An 18,546-nucleotide genomic window follows, 5' to 3' on the forward strand; every position below is an offset into this window, starting at 1 on the left:
TTCTATTTTACCATGAAATTTCCATATAAAACTTCAGAAAACCATCAAAACAAAATGAAAGACCAAATCATTATGCGATTTGGTCTTTAAATTGATAAGGAAACTCTACTGTCTTTCCTAAAAAATTGAGCTATTCAATTTTCTTCGGCTCGTTTAGATCTTCACTCCGCTTCTTGCTGTAATTCCTTGAACTCTTCATCCGAAAATGCTCTAGACCTTGTTAGAAACCTCTTCCCTTCCACACCTTCTAAAGAAAACATTCCTCCTCTGCCATCGACAACATCGATGATCAACTGAGTATGCTTCCAGTAATCATACTGACTAGCATGGATGTAGAAAGGGCTTTCTCCAATTTCTCCAAGAAAAATATCTTGATCCCCAATCATGAGATCTCCGTCTGGATAACACATCGGAGCGCTGCCATCACAGCAACCACCCGACTGATGAAACATGATTGGACCGTGCTTTTCCTTCAACAATTCAATCAATTCTAACGTTGCATCTGTCGCTGTGACGCGTTCAACCATAGTAGAACCTCACCTTTCTAATCGGATCCTAGAAAAATCCTAATTTCTGAGGAGTGTAGCTAACCAACAGGTTTTTAGTCTGCTGATAATGATCCAGCATCATTTTATGATTTTCTCGTCCGATACCAGACATTTTGTAACCACCGAATGCTGCGTGAGCAGGATAATCGTGGTAACAGTTCGTCCATACACGCCCCGCTTCAATGGCTCTGCCGAAACGATAAGCTGTGTTAATATTTCTAGTCCATACACCAGCACCCAAACCGTAAAGCGTGTCATTCGCAATTTCAAGAGCTTCTTCGTCTGTCTTGAATGTAGTAACGGCTAAAACAGGACCAAAGATTTCCTCTTGGAAAATACGCATCTTATTATGTCCTTTGAAAATCGTAGGCTGAACATAATATCCGTCTGAGAAATCGCCGTCTTTCTTATTCTGTTCACCACCAACTAGACATTCTGCACCTTCTTGCTTACCGATATCTAGATACGAAAGAATCTTCTCTAATTGCTCACTTGAAGCCTGAGCACCCATCATCGTATTCGGATCCAGTGGATTGCCTGTAGCAATTGCTTTAACTCTTTCAATTGCACGTTCCATAAATTCATCGTAAATGTCTTCATGGACCAGTGCACGTGAAGGACATGTACATACTTCCCCTTGGTTCAATGCGAACATGACAAAACCTTCAATCGCTTTGTCTAGGAAATCATCATCTTCATCCATTACATCTTTGAAGAAAATATTCGGTGATTTACCACCAAGCTCAAGTGTAACTGGAATCAAGTTTTGAGAAGCATATTGCATGATCATACGACCTGTCGTCGTTTCACCCGTGAATGCCACTTTACCGATACGAGGATTCGATGCTAGTGGTTTACCCGCTTCTAAACCAAAACCATTGACGATATTCAAAACACCCGCTGGCAATAGATCTTCAATCAGTTCCATTAATAAAAGAATAGATGCAGGCGTTTGTTCAGCAGGTTTTAATACGACACAGTTTCCTGTCGCTAATGCTGGAGCTAGCTTCCACGTAGCCATCAATATCGGGAAGTTCCAAGGGATAATTTGACCAACTACTCCGATTGGCTCTTGGAAGTGATAAGCAACTGTATCATTGTTGATCTGACCGATAGACCCTTCCTGAGCTCTAATAGCACCAGCGAAATACCTGAAATGGTCTACAGCCAACGGTAAGTCCGCGTTCAGCGTTTCACGAACCGCCTTCCCGTTATCCCACGTTTCAGCAACAGCTAACATTTCTAAATTTTCTTCAATCCGGTTTGCTATTTTATTTAAAATATTCGCACGCTCTGCTGCAGAAGTCGCTCCCCACGCCTCTTTTGCTGCATGAGCTGCATCTATTGCTGCTTCAACATCTTCTTTCGTCGATCTCGGCACTTCACAGAACGTTTTACCTGTAACAGGCGAAACATTTTCAAAGTATTGTCCATTTTGCGGGGCCGTCCATTTGCCACCAATGAAGTTTTCATAGCGATCTTTGAAATTTACCTTTGCACCATCTGTGTTAGGAAAAGCATACGTCATACCCATTCCTCCAATTAAATTATTACAAGCCCAGAGAACTTGTCCACATAGAAAATCATTACATTAAATGTATGCGCTTTCATTTTTGAATATGTAAACAAGTGATCGAGAGCTAGTACATTTAATAATATCAAAAAATAGCTAATATTCAAAATAGTTAATCTTATTCAAGGTTGCTAAATGAAAAAGTGGCGCAATTCTCTACGAAAGCGGCGCAATAACGACCAAAATATGTAATAACCCTTCTCGTAGCCGATGTTTTTGGACCAAATCACATCAAAAATCGCAATTAAAAAACCTGCACCCGATTTTATACATCAGGTACAGGCTCTATTTAATCTGCTTGTTTCACTTGTTTGATCACTTCATTGATATTGGCATGTTTTTCTGGAGAAGTATCAATATGTTTCCACAAAACATTTCCTTGCTCATCGAAAATCCAAGTTCCACCTTGAATATAAACATCTTGACTAGTCATCGCCTTTTTAACGACCTTAGCCTGCTGTTTATCTTTCGGAATGAAATTCTTCACTTTACCAGATAAAAACCCTAATAAGGACTTTGAAAGTAATTTGAATTTCGGCATTGTATGGTGCCCCATACCTCTATAAGCTTTTCTCTTTGGATCTCCCACAATAGGGAAAGGATATGGTCCAAATGATTCCAAGAAGTCACTTATAAATGATGCATTAGAAGGGGCTACAGCTATTACTTGAAACCCTTCTTGACTGATTTCTTCATACTGCTCACGCAACTGCGCGAGATATTTGCGACAGAATGGTCAACCAAGGTGTCTACCGAATACTAAAACAGTTTTTTCATTTTTAAGAAGATCGCCCAATCGCACATCTCCCTGTTCTTGTGTTTCTACTGTATAATCCAAGTTCACTTTTAACACCTCTCTTGATTTAAATATTACCTCATACTCATTTCTTAAACAGGTTGCTTCATTAAAAAATCTGCTGCTTCCTATCATACATTTTCACATCGTACATGCGACTCACTCGCTCTCTTGTCTGTGTAATTATTGTATAGAATTATTTACCCATAATCAAATAATACGAAACATAAGTTATGCAAAAGTTATTCAGAACGAGCAAAAATGACAAAGGCAAGGGCTGATAACGCTTGGCAAGTCAATATAATCAGGGCCAATGGCAACAATGTGGTTGTGCCCGCTACACCGACTAACGGAGCTGCTATTCCTCCAAATACGAACTGGAATAATCCTAACAGTGCTGAAGCACTACCGGCATTCCTATCTTGGGTCTGCATCGCTAACGATAAGCTTGTCGGGTTGATCAAACCTGTACTTGATGTCACTAAGAACAAACCAAATATGACAAATAGTAATGAAGCTTCAATCATAGAAGCTACAACTAAACTGCTTCCACCAATCAAAGCGACGAGGAAGCCTACTTTCAGGATCTTCTCTTCAGGAACCTTACCCGCCAGTCGACCAGTCACTTGGCTCATACCTATGAAGCCCATTGCATTTAATCCAAAGACAAGTCCATAAATTTGAGGGGACAAATCGAAAATCCCCTGTAATACGAATGATGACCCTGATATATAGGAGAATAAAGCTGCAGCCGTAAAGCCCTGTGCTAACGCAAAACCTATATATCGCTTATGTTTCAGTAGCCCCCTAAAAACCATTAATGAATTTTTCAGGCCAGCCTGGGAGCGTTGATTTTCATCTAACGTCTCTTTAATCTTATAAATCGTCATGATCAATAGTAAAATACCCAGAACGGATAAGACGACGAATATACCTCGCCATGACGTTAGAGCTAATAAGCCTCCTCCAATTACAGGAGCTAGGATTGGAGCAAGTCCCATAACCAAGATCAATAATGCGTACATTTTTGTCAGTTCGTAGCCTTCGTATAAATCACGGACAATCGAACGACCGATCACGATCCCTCCCGCTCCAGTAAGACCTTGCAAGAAACGGAAAATTACGAGGAACCAAATGTTCGGAGCAAAGGCACACAAAAAAGAAGCGATGATGAATAATGTCACCGATATCATCAAAGGCTTTTTCCGTCCATACACGTCGCTTAATGAACCTATAACCAGTTGACCGATTGCGATACCTAGCAAGCTAGCAGTCAAACTTAATTGCACAAGAGATGTGCTCGCGTCTAATTCCGATTGAATCGCCGGAAAGGCTGGTAGGTACATATCGATCGTTAATGGGACCATCGCCGTCAGCGCCCCTAACAATAGCACCAACAGCCATTTTTTCTCTTTCATAGGGTGAATTGTATTCTGCATTTAATACTGCCTTCTTTCTATAATGTCTAACTACTAGTATGAAAAAGATTCACCATCCTCACAAGTTTAATGTCTTATTTTTTAATAAAACTCAATAAGACTTCACGTTTTTAGTACAGCCTCCTGCTGCTCTCCTTAAATTATTCGCAGAGAAAGTATTGCACTTTTATATACACTGTGTATATACTGTATATAAAGACATACACAGTATGCACAGCACATATTTCAGGAGGAATCACCGTGGATAACTGGAAAAAAGCAGCTTGGATTGCAAAATTTGAACTTAAAAAATCATTGCTTGGAATAGTTTTATTATTAGTTATTTTGGCCATATTGCCCTTCCTGGTCCATAACTCATTCGAAGATTATATGCAGAATAATTACATGGGGTTCGACGGGTTTTTCATTATAATCTTCGGCTTTCTAGCAATCTGGTGTAAACCGAAGCACTTTCAATATCAAAAAATTGAAGGGGATCTATGGGCCTCTCCCTACTTTGTCATGCTCCATCAACTTTCGATCCCTAAAGACGTGCTTGTGAAAAGCCGTTTTATCGTTTTCTTTACGTATTCGATTCCCTTTCATATTTTACTGTTAGTTGTTATTTATGCTTTTGTACCCTATGTTCAATCGCTTTTTAGTATTTGGGAATTTGTAAGCTTCGCTATCATTTGGATTGGAGTAGGCATTGTTATTGGTGCCATTTATCCTGCGAGCGATTCAGGTGATTATGTCACAATGCAAAAAATGATCGTATATTTTATCGCTGGGGTTATGGGTTATTTCTTAGTTTCTTTTGCGTTATATTACTTCAGTGACTACGGCATCGTATACTGGACGGCCGAATGGGCAGCGAACTACCCACTCATTTCGATCATCATTTCGGTACTTATATCGACCTTAAGCATTCAATATTGGATTCATTATACGAAGAAGAACATGAACAAAATCGATTATCTAATTTAGGAAAGGTGGCGTCCCATGGAATTACCTATCAGGCTTTCACATGATTCAAAAGAACCCTTCTATCACCAAATAGAAGAACAATTAAAAGCACTGATTTCAAGCGGGCAACTAAAAGAGGACACACCCTTACCTTCCATCCGTGCGTTATCGAAAGACTTAGAAGTCAGTGTCATTACAACTAAAAGGGCGTATCAAAACTTAGAAGTGCAAGGTTTCATCAGAACAGCCCAAGGAAAGGGCACGTTCGTCAAAGCTGTCGATCAAACTGAAAAAGATGAAGCAATTCGCAAACAAATCCATCAATCATTGGAAGAAGCAGTGTCCAAAGCTCGAAGCTACCAATTTTCAAAAAATGAAGTTTTTAAAATTATTGATGAAATATATGAATCCTTTGAGAGGAGGAACCCGTAATGAGTAAATGGGTAGAAATTAACGAAGTAAGCAAAAAAATTGATGAATTTCATTTAGGTCCAATAAATCTATCTGTAGAACCAGGCACGATCACTTGTCTAGTAGGTAGTAATGGTGCAGGCAAAAGCACACTATTGAAAATGATGGCTGGACTTGTGAGCTATGATGACGGTAGCTTGACCATGTTCAATGAGGATTACTTGATGAACAAAGACGATTGGAAACAGCACGTTTCCTATATGCCACAGAGTCTATTAGGTTGTGACCCTTTCAATGGTCATCAATTGAAAGAATTAATTTCAACTTGGTATCCAGACTGGGATGAAGAATATTTCAATGAATTAGTAGACTTATTTGAAATTAATTTGAATAAAAAATATGGCAGGCTTTCTCCTGGTGGGAAACAACGCTTGAACATCGCACTCACCTTGCCCAGAAATACCAAACTACTATTACTGGATGAACCTACATCCCACATTGATATACCAGCAAAGGCAAAATTCATGGATGAAATTGTCCGCTGGATGGATAAAGGCGAACGTTCCATCATCATGAGTAGCCATCAGGCAGATGACATCAAAAAACTAGCGGACTATCTTGTTCTTTTTCACGAAGGAATGCAGTTGGGCACCTTCGAAAAAGAAGAACTTACGCAACAATTCCAGAAATATTGGATGCAAGAGTCATTGCCTCATGAAGTCATTCCAGGTGAAATCGACCGAAAAGGAGACAGAGTGATCATCTCCCAAGACAATGTCGAAACAGAAGAATTTTTTAAGAAGAATCAATTAAGCTATATTAATCGTGAACCTTTATCAGTAGAGGAAATCATCACGGTTTTATTAGATAAAAAGAGAGAGAAAACAACATAGGAGGCAAGATCAATGGAGAGAGTGTTAAGTGTTAGTCAGTTGGGAAAATCGTTTAAGAATGACAAAGTCCTCAGCGATATCTCATTCGACGTCCACAAAGGTGAAATCATGGCCATTTTAGGACCGAACGGAGCAGGAAAATCAACAACGATCCGCAATATCATGGGAATTCTATATCCAGATGAAGGCGAGATTAATTTTCATAATCACAAAGGGAAAGAAATACCTCGTCACAGGATTGGTTATTTACCAGAGGAACGCGGTCTTTACAAAAACGTAAAAGTGATGGATATCCTATTGTATTTTGCAGAACTCAAAGATTATCCGAAAGAAAAAGCACGCAAGCGCGCATTAGAATATTTGAAGAAATTCGATTTAGAAGGTAAAGATAAAGTTTCCGTCGAGGAGCTTTCCAAAGGGATGGGGCAAAAAGTTCAGTTCATTGGCTCGATTATCCATGAACCTGACTTGTTGATATTGGATGAACCTTTCTCAGGACTAGACCCTGTCAGCCAAGAATTGTTCAAACAGGAAATCAAAGAATTGGCAGCTAAAGGTACTGCGATTTTATTAAGTTCACACCAAATGAACCTGGTTGAGCAAATGTGTGACCGCCTTTTCCTAATTCATCGTGGACGCAAAGTGATTTATGGTTCGATGGATGAAGTAAAGACGGAATATGCCAACTTCAAATGTACGATCCATGGTCAGAATAACATCTCTGAATTGGAGAAGGTTCCTGAGGTTACTAGAGTTGAACAAAATGGGGACATTTCTATTTTGTATCTTACTCAAGATGTTCGAGTATCCACTTGGATCAAGTCGTTGCCTGATACATTAGATATTCAGGAATTATCTGTCGACCGAATCTCATTACATGAAATTTTCATAGATATTGCAACTGATCGCAACATCGCCGAGGAAGCAGGTGTTCAACATGCGTAATAGTTTAAAAGTTGCCAAGTGGGAAATGCGCCGCAACATGAAGAACAAGTCTTTTATAATTTCATTGTTTTTAACACCGATCATTTTTATCATTTTCGCCACCGTCCCAACGCTTTTAAGTAACATGGGAGATGACGACGCAGACGCTAGAACCGTTTATTTGAACGATGAATTAGGCGTTTACGAATCAGTCGAACCTGTCATAGAACAAGAAGAATTCGTCAATTGGAATGTGATAGAGACAGACGAAGATATGGCAGCGATGCAGGATCGTTTGGAAAACGAAGAAGAAGCTGTGTTCATTTTATTGAATGAGCAAACATTAGAAGAAGGAAATGTGCAAGTGCTTTTAGGTGAAGAAGTAAATGAAGGGTTCGTCAATGACGCCCGTTTCTTTGAACAACCTCTGCGGCAACTACAGTTACAACGCGCAGGTCTTTCAGAAGAAGAAACGCAAGTGGTAGCGAGTCCATTGAACTTCGAAACAACGAAAGCTTCTGTCCAGCCAGATGACGAAGAAGTTGCAAGTAATGATGGTTTACCTTCATCCCCTATGGATTTCATGGAGCAAGCAATCCCAGGAATCTTTGCAGGAATCGTTTTATTCTCGATTGTCATTACAGGGATGATGATCTTCCAGAGTGCTTCTCAAGAGAAAAAAGATAAAGTAGCAGAAATCATTTTATCATCCGTAACACCAGGAGAACTGATGCAGGGAAAAATCATCGGCTATTTCGGCCTAGGCATCACGCAGGTTGCTGTATGGTTAGGCTTTGCGGTTCCTATTGCCATGTGGCAGCTAGACGATGTACCTGTTCTTGAATACTTACTCGTTCCTGAAACACTATTATTAGTCGCGATTGCGATTCTAGGATACTTATTGTTCGCATCACTATTCGTAGGAATCGGTGCGACCCTTGAGGACGCAACGACAAGCGGAAACTTTCAGAGTGTCGTATTAATGCTTCCGTTCATTCCTTTCATTTTGATCGGACCGATTTTGAGTGATCCAAGCGGTATTGTTGCTCAAGTAGCATCATTCATTCCGTTTACTGCACCAGGAGCATTACTAATTAGATTGTCTATGCTAGAAGAATGGCCATGGCTCGAAGTAGGTATAGCGATCGCAATCTTATTGGTAAGCATCTGGATCTTTATGAAACTAGCAGGTAAAATCTTCAAAATTGGTATCTTGATATATGGTAAAAATGCCACTCCGCAAGAAATTTGGAAATGGTTAAGAGCATAGCATGAGGGATTGTCCCAGTAGCTGTTATAGCTGCTGGGATTTTTATATGAATTGGGTTTTTGATAGCACAAGTCTCAATAGTGAACATCCATCTAATGCTAGTGAGCGTTCACCTACAAGTGATTCATTACAATCAAAACGGATCTTAACAGAACTATCGTATTGAGAAAAACTTGGCTTATCGCCAAGTCCTAATGGCGAAAGCCTTTGTTTTTCACATACTTTAATCCTTTAACAAAGTTAAACATTCTTAAAGTATAAAAAAGCCAGCTACTCATATTAATGAGTAACTGGCTTTCTTATGATACAGATCTTTCTATCGATGGCTGACTTCCATTTCTAGGTCCAAGCCATTTGTAACAGGATCTATATTAAATGTTGCTTTGCGTTTATTAATTGTTGTTGAGATGTTTTGTGCTGCGAATACTACTGCGAAAAATGCAAATACAACTGCCGACAAGATAATAAGAGATGTTAACATGCTCTCAAATCCCCTTTCTCCCTAAATAAATATATTTATATATCTTTGTTTACAAGTATATAATATCAAATATTAGTATAATTTCAAGCTTAATGGACAAATTCTTTGATAAATTATCTCATACTTCACTATATAGTCACATGCTCTACATTTACCTATACTTTAAAGCAATAAAGATAAGATGCTTGAACGCGTGCATGGCGCGCTTTACAGCCCTTCGAATCATTCATTTCAGAAAAAGGATATCTTTGATTTTCATCGAATTACTTTAATATAGGGGGCGGTACGATGAATGATCAACGAACGGTAGTCGTTACAGGGGCAGCTCAAGGAATCGGGTTCGCCATTGCTAAAGCATTTAGTGATCAAGGAGATTACGTGGTAATTGGTGACTTGAATCAAGAAAAGGCTGAAGAGGCCGCTTCAAAATTAAATCAAGCTAAGGGTTACCAAGTGGACGTTTCAAAAGTAGAGGAAGTCGAACGATTTATACAAAAAATCATTAATGAATTTGGTAGTGTGGAGGTCTTGGTGAATAACGCTGGCCTACAACATATAGATCGAGTAGAAGATTTCCCGGTAGAGAAGTGGCAATTGCTTTTAGATGTCATGCTCACGGGGCCTTTCCTGATGACGAAGTTTTTGATTCCACATATGAAGGAAAAGCAATACGGTCGAATTATCAATATTTCCTCCGTTCATGGAAAAACAGCTTCGCCTTATAAATCTGCCTACGTTTCTGCTAAGCATGGAGTAGTCGGGCTTACAAGAACAGTAGCAATTGAAACAGCTAATGATGGAATTACAGTCAATGCGATCATGCCAGGTGCGGTACGAACGAAGCTAGTAGAAAACCAGTTGGCAAGACTTGCGGAGGAAGACGGCACGACTGAGGAAGAGGCTCTAGAGAATAATTTATTAAAAAAACAGCCGATGAAACGGCTATTAGAGCCAGATGAAATTGCCCACACCGCCGTATTCTTAGCATCTGACAGAGCCGGTGCAATAACAGGAGAAACAGTCAGCGTCTCAGGCGGTTGGTAAAAAACCTAAACACAAACAGAAAAACTCCCGGTCAGTTCGCATTCAGAAACTGCCGGGAGCATTTTTATTAATCTATAAATTGGTCGAAGAACTCAAGTACTTTTTGATAGACCTTTATTTCATTTTCTTTCTTCGAGAATCCGTGACCTTCATCATCAAGCACTAGATACTCGACATGAATACCTTTATCGCGAAGTGCTTCTACAATCTGATCTGACTCAGCCTTAACTACTCTCGGGTCTTTTGCACCCTGGATGACGAGCATCGGTTTATCCATGGAATCCAAATAGGTAATTGGTGTATCTTCCTCCAATTTCACCTTATCTTTAACTGGATCTCCTACCCACTTTTCCATAATCGGCTTCCAGTGCTCAGGGACAGACTCTATGAAGCTGAATAGATTACTAACTCCAAAAATATCAACGACTGCCTTGAAATATTTTGAGTGACGGCCGTGTAGCAGAAGCGCCATATAACCACCATAGCTACCACCCATCAACAAGATTTTGTCACGATCTACGTAACCTTCCCGTATGAGCCATTCCAATCCTTCCACGTTATCAAGTCTTGGACCGTGTCCCCAATCACCTTCTACCATCTTCATGTACTTCAATCCGTAACCGCTGGATCCACGGAAGTTGGGGGCAAATATGCTGTACCCTCGATGTACCAAGAATTGGAACAACGCACGGAATGACGAGCGTTCTGCTGCTTGTGGTCCTCCATGTGGCCACAAAATTACATGACCATTATCATTTTCTGGTTTAGCTCGGAAGAACAAGGCTTCAATCTCAAGTCCATCGAAAGAAGGATACTTTACAATTTCAGGAGTGGACATCTCGTCTTGACTGACTCCAGGTACACCGAAGTTGGTCAGGTTCGACCACTTTTCACCAACCAACTGATAAATATTGAAAGGAATCGTTGCTGAACGTCCTAAAATATATACATTGCCACTTTTTGATACCTTTAGTTGTTCGATAACATCACACGGAGTATCTACCTTCCTAATCACCCCATTAAACAAATCAAAACTGAATAATCGATCTACCACCCCTTGGTGACTAACCACATAAAGCAACTCATTTTCTTTATCGTATTTGAGATTTGAAATATCTTGACCTTCGAAATCATTCATTTTCTCGAACTTCTCTTTTTTAATATCATATTTTGCAAGGTAGCCTTGATCGGCACCGTAATTCGTCGTGAAGTAAATATCATTATCGGAAGTGAATACTACACCACCAAAGGTATGATCCGGCCCTTCCTCATCTGTAAGAGGATATGATTTACCGTCATGTTGTACATACAAAAGATTACTCGTATTAGAAATATGTTTTCCGTAGACAACACTTTTACCATCAGGGCTTACATCAATTAAAAACGTAGCTGCTCCATCACCGTGTACGATAATTTCTTCCTCATCGTTTTCAATATCATAGCGATAAATTTTCAAAAACGTTTCATCGTCCTTTGTAGATGAATAATACAAATAACGTCCATCCTCTGAAAAAATAGTACCCATATGTCGTTTTCCTTCTGCTGTTCTTAGGTCGACAAGTTCACCACCTTGGGTAGGTACCGCGTATATCTGTCCGTTTTCGTCGCCATCCTCGTCGCTGATTGCCACGATATATTTTCCATTCGGTTCAAAACCGATTTCACTTGTGCTTTGATCATGAGCGGTTAACGGATAAGGAAATGTATTAGGTAAGTCCATCCCCCACAAATTATATTTCCCATTAAGATTCGTACTGAATACTAGTTGTTTTTCGTCGGGACGCACGGCGAACGTCTGAATGCCATACGTTTGAAAGAATTGCTCAACTCCCGGTTTCTTAAACTCAATCATCTTTTTTCCCCTCTCTTTTTCATGACTCTTTTATCATTTCTAGAAAAAAATAAACTTTCCTACCTCATTGTATATTTTTTTGAAAATTAAGTCATCTAAAACAAGTCGTAATTCCTCTCCGTCTCCAGAAGGAAATTATCTTATGCTTAAAACTGCGATTCCTTAATCTATCTGCTATTATTTAGGTAAATACATGAATGGAGGACTTTGCCATGTTACGTGTAATCCTGTTACTCTTCTCGCTCACGCTCATAGCCGCATGTGGCCCGGATGAGAAGGATGAAAATATGAATACAGAAGATTCACAGGAAAGCGAGGAAGTTGTGGAGAACGCTGAATCGGAGGACCAAGGAGAATCTGAGACAGATGAACCCGAAGAAAATAAAGATCGTTCAGAGGACGGGCAATTCACTGATAAAACTGAGGTTCTAACGACTAACTTGGAAATACCGTGGACAATTTCCAAAACTGATGAGCGCCTTTACGTTACAGAACGAGCTGGGCGACTATATGAAATAAATTTAGATGGAGAAAAGAACGAACAGAGCCTCAATCTACCAAGCCCCGTGCACCATGAAGGTGAAGGCGGATTACTCGGTTTCGAACTCGTGCCACCTTTTGAAGAATCGCAACAAGCCTTCGCATACTACACCTATCAAGATTCTGGTGAAACATTCAACAAGGTCGTTTTATTAGAAAAAGATGATGAGGAATGGACGGAGACCTCTATTCTTTTAGATGAGATACCAAGTGAGCGCATTCACAATGGTGGGCGTTTGAAGGTAGGGCCAGATGAAAAGCTTTACATTACTACAGGAGATGCTGCAACCCCTGCGCTTTCTCAAGACCGAAACAGTTTAGCAGGAAAAATTTTAAGAATGAACCTTGACGGTACTATTCCAAGCGACAATCCATTCGATGACTCTTATGTCTATTCTTACGGCCACCGAAACCCTCAGGGATTAGCTTGGGGTGATGATGGAACGATGTACAGCTCAGAACATGGCCAAAGTGCTCACGATGAAATCAATTTGATTGAGGCTGGCAATAATTACGGTTGGCCGGAAATTGAAGGAGACGAAACTTCGGAAGGCATGGAAACTCCGTTCTATCATACTGGCGAAGAGACATGGGCTCCGTCAGGAATATCTTTTCATAACGAAAAGCTTTATATAGCAACACTAAGAGGCTCTCGAATTATAAAACTCGATCTATCAACAAAAGACGCCGAAACTGCCGAAGAAGGGTTCGGACGGATGCGCGACGTATATATACAAGATGGATCGATTTTCGCGATCACGAGTAACCGTGACGGTCGTGGATCACCGACCGAAGAAGATGATCGATTGATTCGAATAAACATTGGTGAGGATGAATGATATGACAACTGAAAAGGAGAAGTTCTTACGAGAATTTAATGAAGCCTTCGTGGCCGGAGATGTAGATTTTGTAGCGGAAAGTATTACTGACGATATCCAATCCCATATGGTTGGTGATCAACTGTTGGAAGGTAAAGATGCAGTCGTCCAAAGGCTTAACTCAATGGATGCTGAAAAACATCATGATTTGACCATCGATAAGATTATCACACATGGAAAAACTGCATCGGTGAATGGTGTCATCACAGTTGAGTCAAAGAAAATCCACTTCTGTGATGTGTATGAATTTAATAGTTTTAAGAACCCGAAAATCAAAAAGCTCACCGCTTATGTGATCGAAGAGTAGTCACTTACCAAAGAGAAATGTTTTTGCCAAGTTCTTTTTCATAAATATCACCCGAGGAGTCCATCTCATATTCAATCCACCCAACATAGTGTCCGTCATTCTTCTCTGCTTGCTGCTCCTCCCATCCGCCTGCCGTACTGAACCACACACCTGTCTCATCACCTGGCGGGTTACCTGGATCCGGGTGGCTGGAACCATTTGAGGCAATGAGTTTACACCTGCTAAGCCGGATGAATTCTTCTGGGAATTTGCTAGATGCCACACGACAACCAGTGAAAATCACTTTGCATCTATCGCAAAAGCGGATGTCCCCATTCTTAATCAACCTTCTTAAGTCTTTGATGTACCTTGCATCGCGGTGGTCATACGTCAGCGGATACGAATAAAAACCTGAAATATTCACCCCACCAAGCTTCACCCCCCCACGATTTCCGTCGGGGTCATATGGCCACGCATGGCTGAACACATACAGCTTTTCAATGCAATTCTCCCCCCCATTTGTAGCGTCAACCAAGTGTTGAAGCAGTTCCTTCCCAGACCCCCATTGCTTGGTATTGTTTTTACCGACAGCTCGCGATCCCCAAGCTTTGAATGCCCCTTCGTCTTTTCCTCTGGCTGCAAGTGCCAATTGAACTTTCGCCATTCTGACCGCATCCTTTATTAGTTGTTAATAAAGTTTATGCAGCGGAGTTGAACATCATTAATTCTATGAAGGAAGTTTCGCTGGAAAAGCTGTTGAATTGAGAATGCAGAAATAGTTACGGATAAAATCACTAGTGTTTCATCAATTTTTTAGAAGTGGATTTTAATTTAATCTTCCAAAATGTAGAAAATGTGATAAAATACTATCAAATTAAGAGGGGGGTAAAGCTTTGAAAAACAAAGATTTTGTTCTGTCTATCACCTTATATGCATTTTTAGGATATTTATGGCTGCTTTTTATTGATCACATTGGTGAAATAGCTAATACAATGGATAACGTTTTAATCTTTGGAGGAATTATTATTCTTTTAGGAACTGTATTGTTTGGGGAAATTGTAAGGCGAGTAACTCCATTTAATGAGTATAAAAACAGTCACCCCGTAAAAATTGCTGGATTTGTCTCTTTTGGTTTAGTGGTGGTGGCTAGTTTGTTTGTGTAAATTTAAATCGACTCTTTCAGGTACGCACCCAAAAAAAGAGCCCTCTATTTTGAGGACTCCTTCATTAAAATTTATGCTTTTTCTTTCTTCTTAGCTTTCTGTAACTGCTTACTGCGTAATTGACCACAAGCTGCGTCGATATCTGTTCCGTGCTCGACACGAACACCACACTTGATGTTATTTTCAAGCAGGATCTCGTAGAACTTCAGAATATTTTCTTTAGAGCTACGTTCGTAATCGATGTGTTCAGCAACTGGATTGTAAGGAATCAAGTTCACGTAGGATAAATGCTTCTTATCCTTCAACATCTCGACTAACTGACGTGCTTCTTCGGGATGGTCGTTCACATCATGAATCAAAATATACTCGAACGTAATCCGCCGGTTCGTCTTTTCCAAGTAATAATCGACAGCTGGCATCAGCTTCTCAAGCGGGAAAGCCTTATTGATTTTCATCAATCTTGTACGCAGCTCATTATTCGGCGCGTGAAGTGACAATGCAAGATTGATTTGAATTCCTTCGTCTGCGAACTTATACATCTTATCAGCTAAACCACTTGTTGAAACGGTGATATGACGAGCACCGATTGAAAGTCCTTTTTGGTCGTTCACCACTCGAAGGAAATCCATCATGTGATCGTAGTTATCAAACGGCTCTCCGATACCCATCACGACGATGTGGCTGACACGCTCTTCTTTTGCTTGATCATCCAAGTGGTGTTGAACGTTCATAATCTGCTCAACGATTTCGCCACCTGTAAGATCACGGTTCTTCGCCAAAATACCACTTGCACAGAATGAGCAACCGATATTACAACCGACCTGTGTCGTCACACATACGGATAAACCATAATTGAAACGCATCAATACCGTTTCGATGTAGTTCCCATCTTCTAGCTCAAACAGAAACTTGATCGTACCATCTTGAGATTCTTGCTTGATTGCCTCTTTAAGCGTTTGAATCTTATAATTCTCCTTTAAAAGATTCAAGCAATCAGAGTTCAAGTTCGTCATCTCATCGAACGATTTGACACGCTTCTTATATAACCAGTCCCACACTTGTGTTGCACGGAACTTCTTTTGTCCATTCTCAACCAACCAATCGCGCAATTGTTCTTGCGTCAAACCATAAATGGATGGCTTACTCATAAATAATCCTTCTTTCTTCAATAAATGCTTTTTATCCTTTGTCTATACTACTGAAAATCGGCCCATAATTCAACCGATAGCCGTTACAACCAAAAGCTTAAGCGACCTATTTTAAAAGCGAAAGCCCGCTTTTTCTTTTTAGAAAAAACAGGCTTTCTTCAATACTATCTTAAGTTTTCAATAAACACTCGGATGACATCCGCTCCACCGATGAATGTACCCAGTGAGCTTCCGATGTTCGTCAACACTACAATAAGTAACACTCTCGTTGCTTTATTATCCCAGAACCCTTTAAGCGTCTGAACATCTTCTGATAAATTCTCGAAATCAGAGACATTCGGCTTACGGATCCACGCTTGCACTAACCCAGCAAACCACCCAGCTGCTAACAAAGGATTCAGTGAACTGAAAGGTGCCGCGAGAAATGCTGTAAGAACAGTCAACGGGTGTCCTAGAGCAATTGCCGCACCAAGCGCGGACAGGGAGCCATTCCATAAAATCCAACTGATGGTCTGTTGCCATCCAGCAGCAGGATTCATCGCAAATGTATAAGCAATCACGGATAAGATAACGATTGGAATCATCCATGCAAACACTTTAGGTTTTTTTGATTTTTTAGGCACACGAGCCAACCGTTCTAGATCGTGATCGCGGTAAATCTCTTCCTTGATCCCCGGGACGTGTGCAGCACCAAGTACCGCCACTACTTTTTCACCAGGTGCAGTTTTGATTTTTTGAGCTAAATATTGATCTCTTTCATCAATCAAAGGAACCTTCAACTTTGGAAATGCTTGAGTGAACTCTTTTAACACCGAGTTAAGCATATCTTGAGACTTCATTTTCTCAAGCTCTTCTTCAGTGACCTTATCCTGACTGAAGATACTATAAAAAACTGACATCATCAGCTTCGCACGACCCATTAGGCCAATATTTCTCCATATCCGAGAAAACGTTACTTGGATATTTCGGTCAGCTAAAACCAATTCAGCCCCAATTTCTTCAGCCGATTCAACCCCTTGGATCATCTCTTGCCCAGGTTTGATCCCGAACTGTTTAGCTATTCGGTTCTGGAATGATGAAATCATCATGTTCATCAATAAAAGAGTCGATTTCTTCTCCTTGATTACCTTGAAGATATTCATATTTTTCCACTTATTATTATCTTTAATCGATTGGAAGCGTTGATCATCCAACTCAACACATACCGAGTCAGGTTTCTCTTGCTCAATCACTTCTTTCACCTGTTCAGCACTTTGTTTCGAAACGTGTGCTGTACCGATTAGAATAATTTCTTTACCATCTACAGTTAATCTGGTTATATTTTCTTCCGACATGTAAGACTTCCTTTTTTTCGAAAATTAACATTCATAACATCTATTCTAACATTTTTTCTCTGCATTTAATGAAAGAATCCATTATTTGTTTGATGAATTTTAAATCGTTGGACACTGGACTTTATTTGCCATACATTTAAGAGAGATATAATTATGAGGAGGACGAACATTGAGCCCGACAGTACTAATAACTGGAGCAACAAGTGGAATCGGTTTGGAACTTGTAAACTTGTTTGCTGAGGATAAATACGATATGATCCTAGTCGCTCGAAATGAAGAAAAATTACAAGAGCTTGAAAAGACATATAATCATGTGACCATTCTTCCTAAGGACCTTAGTGAGCCTGAAGCAGCTAAAGATGTTTTCCACTTCATCAAAGATCATAATCTTCAAATCGACACCCTAGTCAATAATGCTGGTTTCGGTTTGCTCGGCACATTTGATGAGCTACCTATCGAGGAACAATCAAGAATGATTCAACTCAACATCAATGCGCTGACGGAGTTGACCTATTACTTCCTTCCTGAAATGAAAAAGCGTAATCACGGTAAGATCATGAATGTTGCTAGTACGGCAGCTTTCCAGCCAGGACCGCTTATGGCTGTCTATTACGCTTCAAAATCTTATGTACTTTCATTTTCAGAAGCGTTGAATGTTGAACTTGAAGATACTAATCTCAGTTTAACCACACTTTGTCCAGGGCCGACACAAACTAAATTTGGTGACGTTGCAGGCGTAAGTAACACGAAGATGTTCGACAGTGCCATGCCCGCTTCTATTGTCGCCCAAAAGGGTTATGAAGCGATGCAAAAAGGTAAAGGCGTCGTCATTACCGGTCGAATGAACAGCTTCGGTGCAATAGGAGCCAAATTCCTCCCTCGGAGAACAGCAGCAAGGATTGCCAAACGAATCGCCCAGGAAAAATAAAAGAGTTATCAAGTAGTTCATTTTTGAGGTGCAAACATACAGTCTGTACTCTTAATTGAACTACTTTTTTTATATGAAATTGCTGGGTTCACA

18 protein-coding genes and 1 pseudogene are annotated in these 18,546 nt (G+C 40.1%); 10 read left to right on the forward strand and 9 right to left on the reverse strand.

Going from position 1 to position 18,546, the window contains the following annotated elements:
* Positions 1-161 precede the first annotated feature (161 nt).
* The 4 genes and pseudogenes from CEY16_RS11235 to CEY16_RS11250 form a co-directional block, all read right to left on the reverse strand.
* Complete coding sequence (locus CEY16_RS11235; RefSeq protein ID WP_101332129.1) at positions 162-527, reverse strand: DUF779 domain-containing protein; 366 nt, start codon at positions 525-527, stop codon at positions 162-164.
* 28 nt (positions 528-555) lie between these two features.
* Positions 556-2,076 carry an aldehyde dehydrogenase gene (adh, locus tag CEY16_RS11240; protein WP_101332130.1) on the reverse strand — a complete coding sequence of 507 codons (1,521 nt, stop codon included), beginning with the start codon at positions 2,074-2,076 and terminating at the stop codon, positions 556-558.
* Positions 2,077-2,410: 334 nt separating this feature from the next.
* A pseudogene (locus tag CEY16_RS11245) lies at positions 2,411-2,845 on the reverse strand (peroxiredoxin-like family protein); the annotation flags it as partial.
* Positions 2,846-3,159: 314 nt separating this feature from the next.
* Positions 3,160-4,356, reverse strand: a complete 1,197-nt coding sequence (locus CEY16_RS11250; protein WP_238378836.1) for a multidrug effflux MFS transporter — start codon at positions 4,354-4,356, stop codon at positions 3,160-3,162.
* Between the two features lie 240 nt (positions 4,357-4,596).
* Between CEY16_RS11250 and CEY16_RS11255 the strand changes: the two genes are divergently transcribed.
* Genes CEY16_RS11255 through CEY16_RS11275 form a run of 5 tightly spaced genes read left to right on the forward strand, consistent with a single transcriptional unit; the run spans position 4,597 to position 8,799 of the window.
* Complete coding sequence (locus CEY16_RS11255; RefSeq protein WP_101332132.1) at positions 4,597-5,322, forward strand: hypothetical protein; 726 nt, start codon at positions 4,597-4,599, stop codon at positions 5,320-5,322.
* 15 nt (positions 5,323-5,337) lie between these two features.
* A complete protein-coding gene (locus CEY16_RS11260; RefSeq protein ID WP_101332133.1) occupies positions 5,338-5,733 on the forward strand; it encodes a GntR family transcriptional regulator in 396 nt (131 codons plus the stop codon).
* Positions 5,733-6,605, forward strand: a complete 873-nt coding sequence (locus CEY16_RS11265; RefSeq protein ID WP_101332134.1) for an ATP-binding cassette domain-containing protein — start codon at positions 5,733-5,735, stop codon at positions 6,603-6,605. Before CEY16_RS11260 ends, CEY16_RS11265 begins: the two co-directional genes overlap by 1 nt.
* 12 nt (positions 6,606-6,617) lie before the next feature.
* The gene (locus CEY16_RS11270; protein ID WP_101332135.1) at positions 6,618-7,550 is read left to right on the forward strand and encodes an ABC transporter ATP-binding protein; all 933 of its coding nucleotides are present in this window, start codon (positions 6,618-6,620) and stop codon (positions 7,548-7,550) included.
* Entirely contained in the window at positions 7,543-8,799 is a 1,257-nt protein-coding gene (locus CEY16_RS11275) for an ABC transporter permease (protein WP_101332136.1), read from the forward strand. Before CEY16_RS11270 ends, CEY16_RS11275 begins: the two co-directional genes overlap by 8 nt.
* Before the next feature lie 316 nt (positions 8,800-9,115).
* Here CEY16_RS11275 and CEY16_RS15250 read toward each other — a convergent pair whose 3' ends face one another.
* Positions 9,116-9,280: a hypothetical protein gene (locus tag CEY16_RS15250; protein WP_162297927.1), complete on the reverse strand. Its 165-nt coding sequence runs from the start codon at positions 9,278-9,280 to the stop codon at positions 9,116-9,118.
* Between the two features lie 288 nt (positions 9,281-9,568).
* Here CEY16_RS15250 and CEY16_RS11280 point away from each other — a divergent pair, with 288 nt between their 5' ends.
* Positions 9,569-10,324, forward strand: a complete 756-nt coding sequence (locus CEY16_RS11280; RefSeq protein ID WP_101332137.1) for a 3-hydroxybutyrate dehydrogenase — start codon at positions 9,569-9,571, stop codon at positions 10,322-10,324.
* A 67-nt stretch (positions 10,325-10,391) separates the two neighbouring features.
* Here the strand turns inward: CEY16_RS11280 and CEY16_RS11285 are convergent, their stop codons facing one another.
* Complete coding sequence (locus tag CEY16_RS11285; RefSeq protein ID WP_101332138.1) at positions 10,392-12,176, reverse strand: alpha/beta hydrolase family protein; 1,785 nt, start codon at positions 12,174-12,176, stop codon at positions 10,392-10,394.
* Positions 12,177-12,388: 212 nt separating this feature from the next.
* Between CEY16_RS11285 and CEY16_RS11290 the strand changes: the two genes are divergently transcribed.
* Both CEY16_RS11290 and CEY16_RS11295 read left to right on the forward strand, forming a co-directional pair.
* The gene (locus CEY16_RS11290) at positions 12,389-13,555 is read left to right on the forward strand and encodes a PQQ-dependent sugar dehydrogenase (protein ID WP_101332139.1); all 1,167 of its coding nucleotides are present in this window, start codon (positions 12,389-12,391) and stop codon (positions 13,553-13,555) included.
* Position 13,556: 1 nt separating this feature from the next.
* Positions 13,557-13,901, forward strand: coding sequence for a nuclear transport factor 2 family protein (locus tag CEY16_RS11295; protein ID WP_162297928.1), 345 nt, complete (start codon positions 13,557-13,559; stop codon positions 13,899-13,901).
* A gap of 4 nt (positions 13,902-13,905) precedes the next feature.
* Here the strand turns inward: CEY16_RS11295 and CEY16_RS11300 are convergent, their stop codons facing one another.
* Positions 13,906-14,544, reverse strand: a complete 639-nt coding sequence (locus CEY16_RS11300) for a hypothetical protein (protein WP_101332141.1) — start codon at positions 14,542-14,544, stop codon at positions 13,906-13,908.
* A gap of 229 nt (positions 14,545-14,773) precedes the next feature.
* Between CEY16_RS11300 and CEY16_RS11305 the strand changes: the two genes are divergently transcribed.
* Positions 14,774-15,043: a hypothetical protein gene (locus CEY16_RS11305; protein ID WP_101332142.1), complete on the forward strand. Its 270-nt coding sequence runs from the start codon at positions 14,774-14,776 to the stop codon at positions 15,041-15,043.
* A 71-nt stretch (positions 15,044-15,114) separates the two neighbouring features.
* On the opposite strand, the gene rlmN is transcribed toward CEY16_RS11305, so the two are convergent.
* Both rlmN and CEY16_RS11315 read right to left on the reverse strand, forming a co-directional pair.
* Complete coding sequence (rlmN, locus tag CEY16_RS11310; RefSeq protein ID WP_101332143.1) at positions 15,115-16,191, reverse strand: dual-specificity RNA methyltransferase RlmN; 1,077 nt, start codon at positions 16,189-16,191, stop codon at positions 15,115-15,117.
* Positions 16,192-16,355: 164 nt separating this feature from the next.
* Positions 16,356-17,525, reverse strand: a complete 1,170-nt coding sequence (locus CEY16_RS11315; RefSeq protein ID WP_101332144.1) for a TraB/GumN family protein — start codon at positions 17,523-17,525, stop codon at positions 16,356-16,358.
* A gap of 169 nt (positions 17,526-17,694) precedes the next feature.
* On the opposite strand from CEY16_RS11315, the gene CEY16_RS11320 reads away from it, so the two are divergent.
* Positions 17,695-18,453 carry an SDR family NAD(P)-dependent oxidoreductase gene (locus CEY16_RS11320; protein ID WP_101332145.1) on the forward strand — a complete coding sequence of 253 codons (759 nt, stop codon included), beginning with the start codon at positions 17,695-17,697 and terminating at the stop codon, positions 18,451-18,453.
* Positions 18,454-18,546 lie beyond the last annotated feature (93 nt).

It is taken from the genome of Halalkalibacillus sediminis, assembly GCF_002844535.1.
GTDB lineage: Bacteria > Bacillota > Bacilli > Bacillales > Alkalibacillaceae > Halalkalibacillus_A > Halalkalibacillus_A sediminis.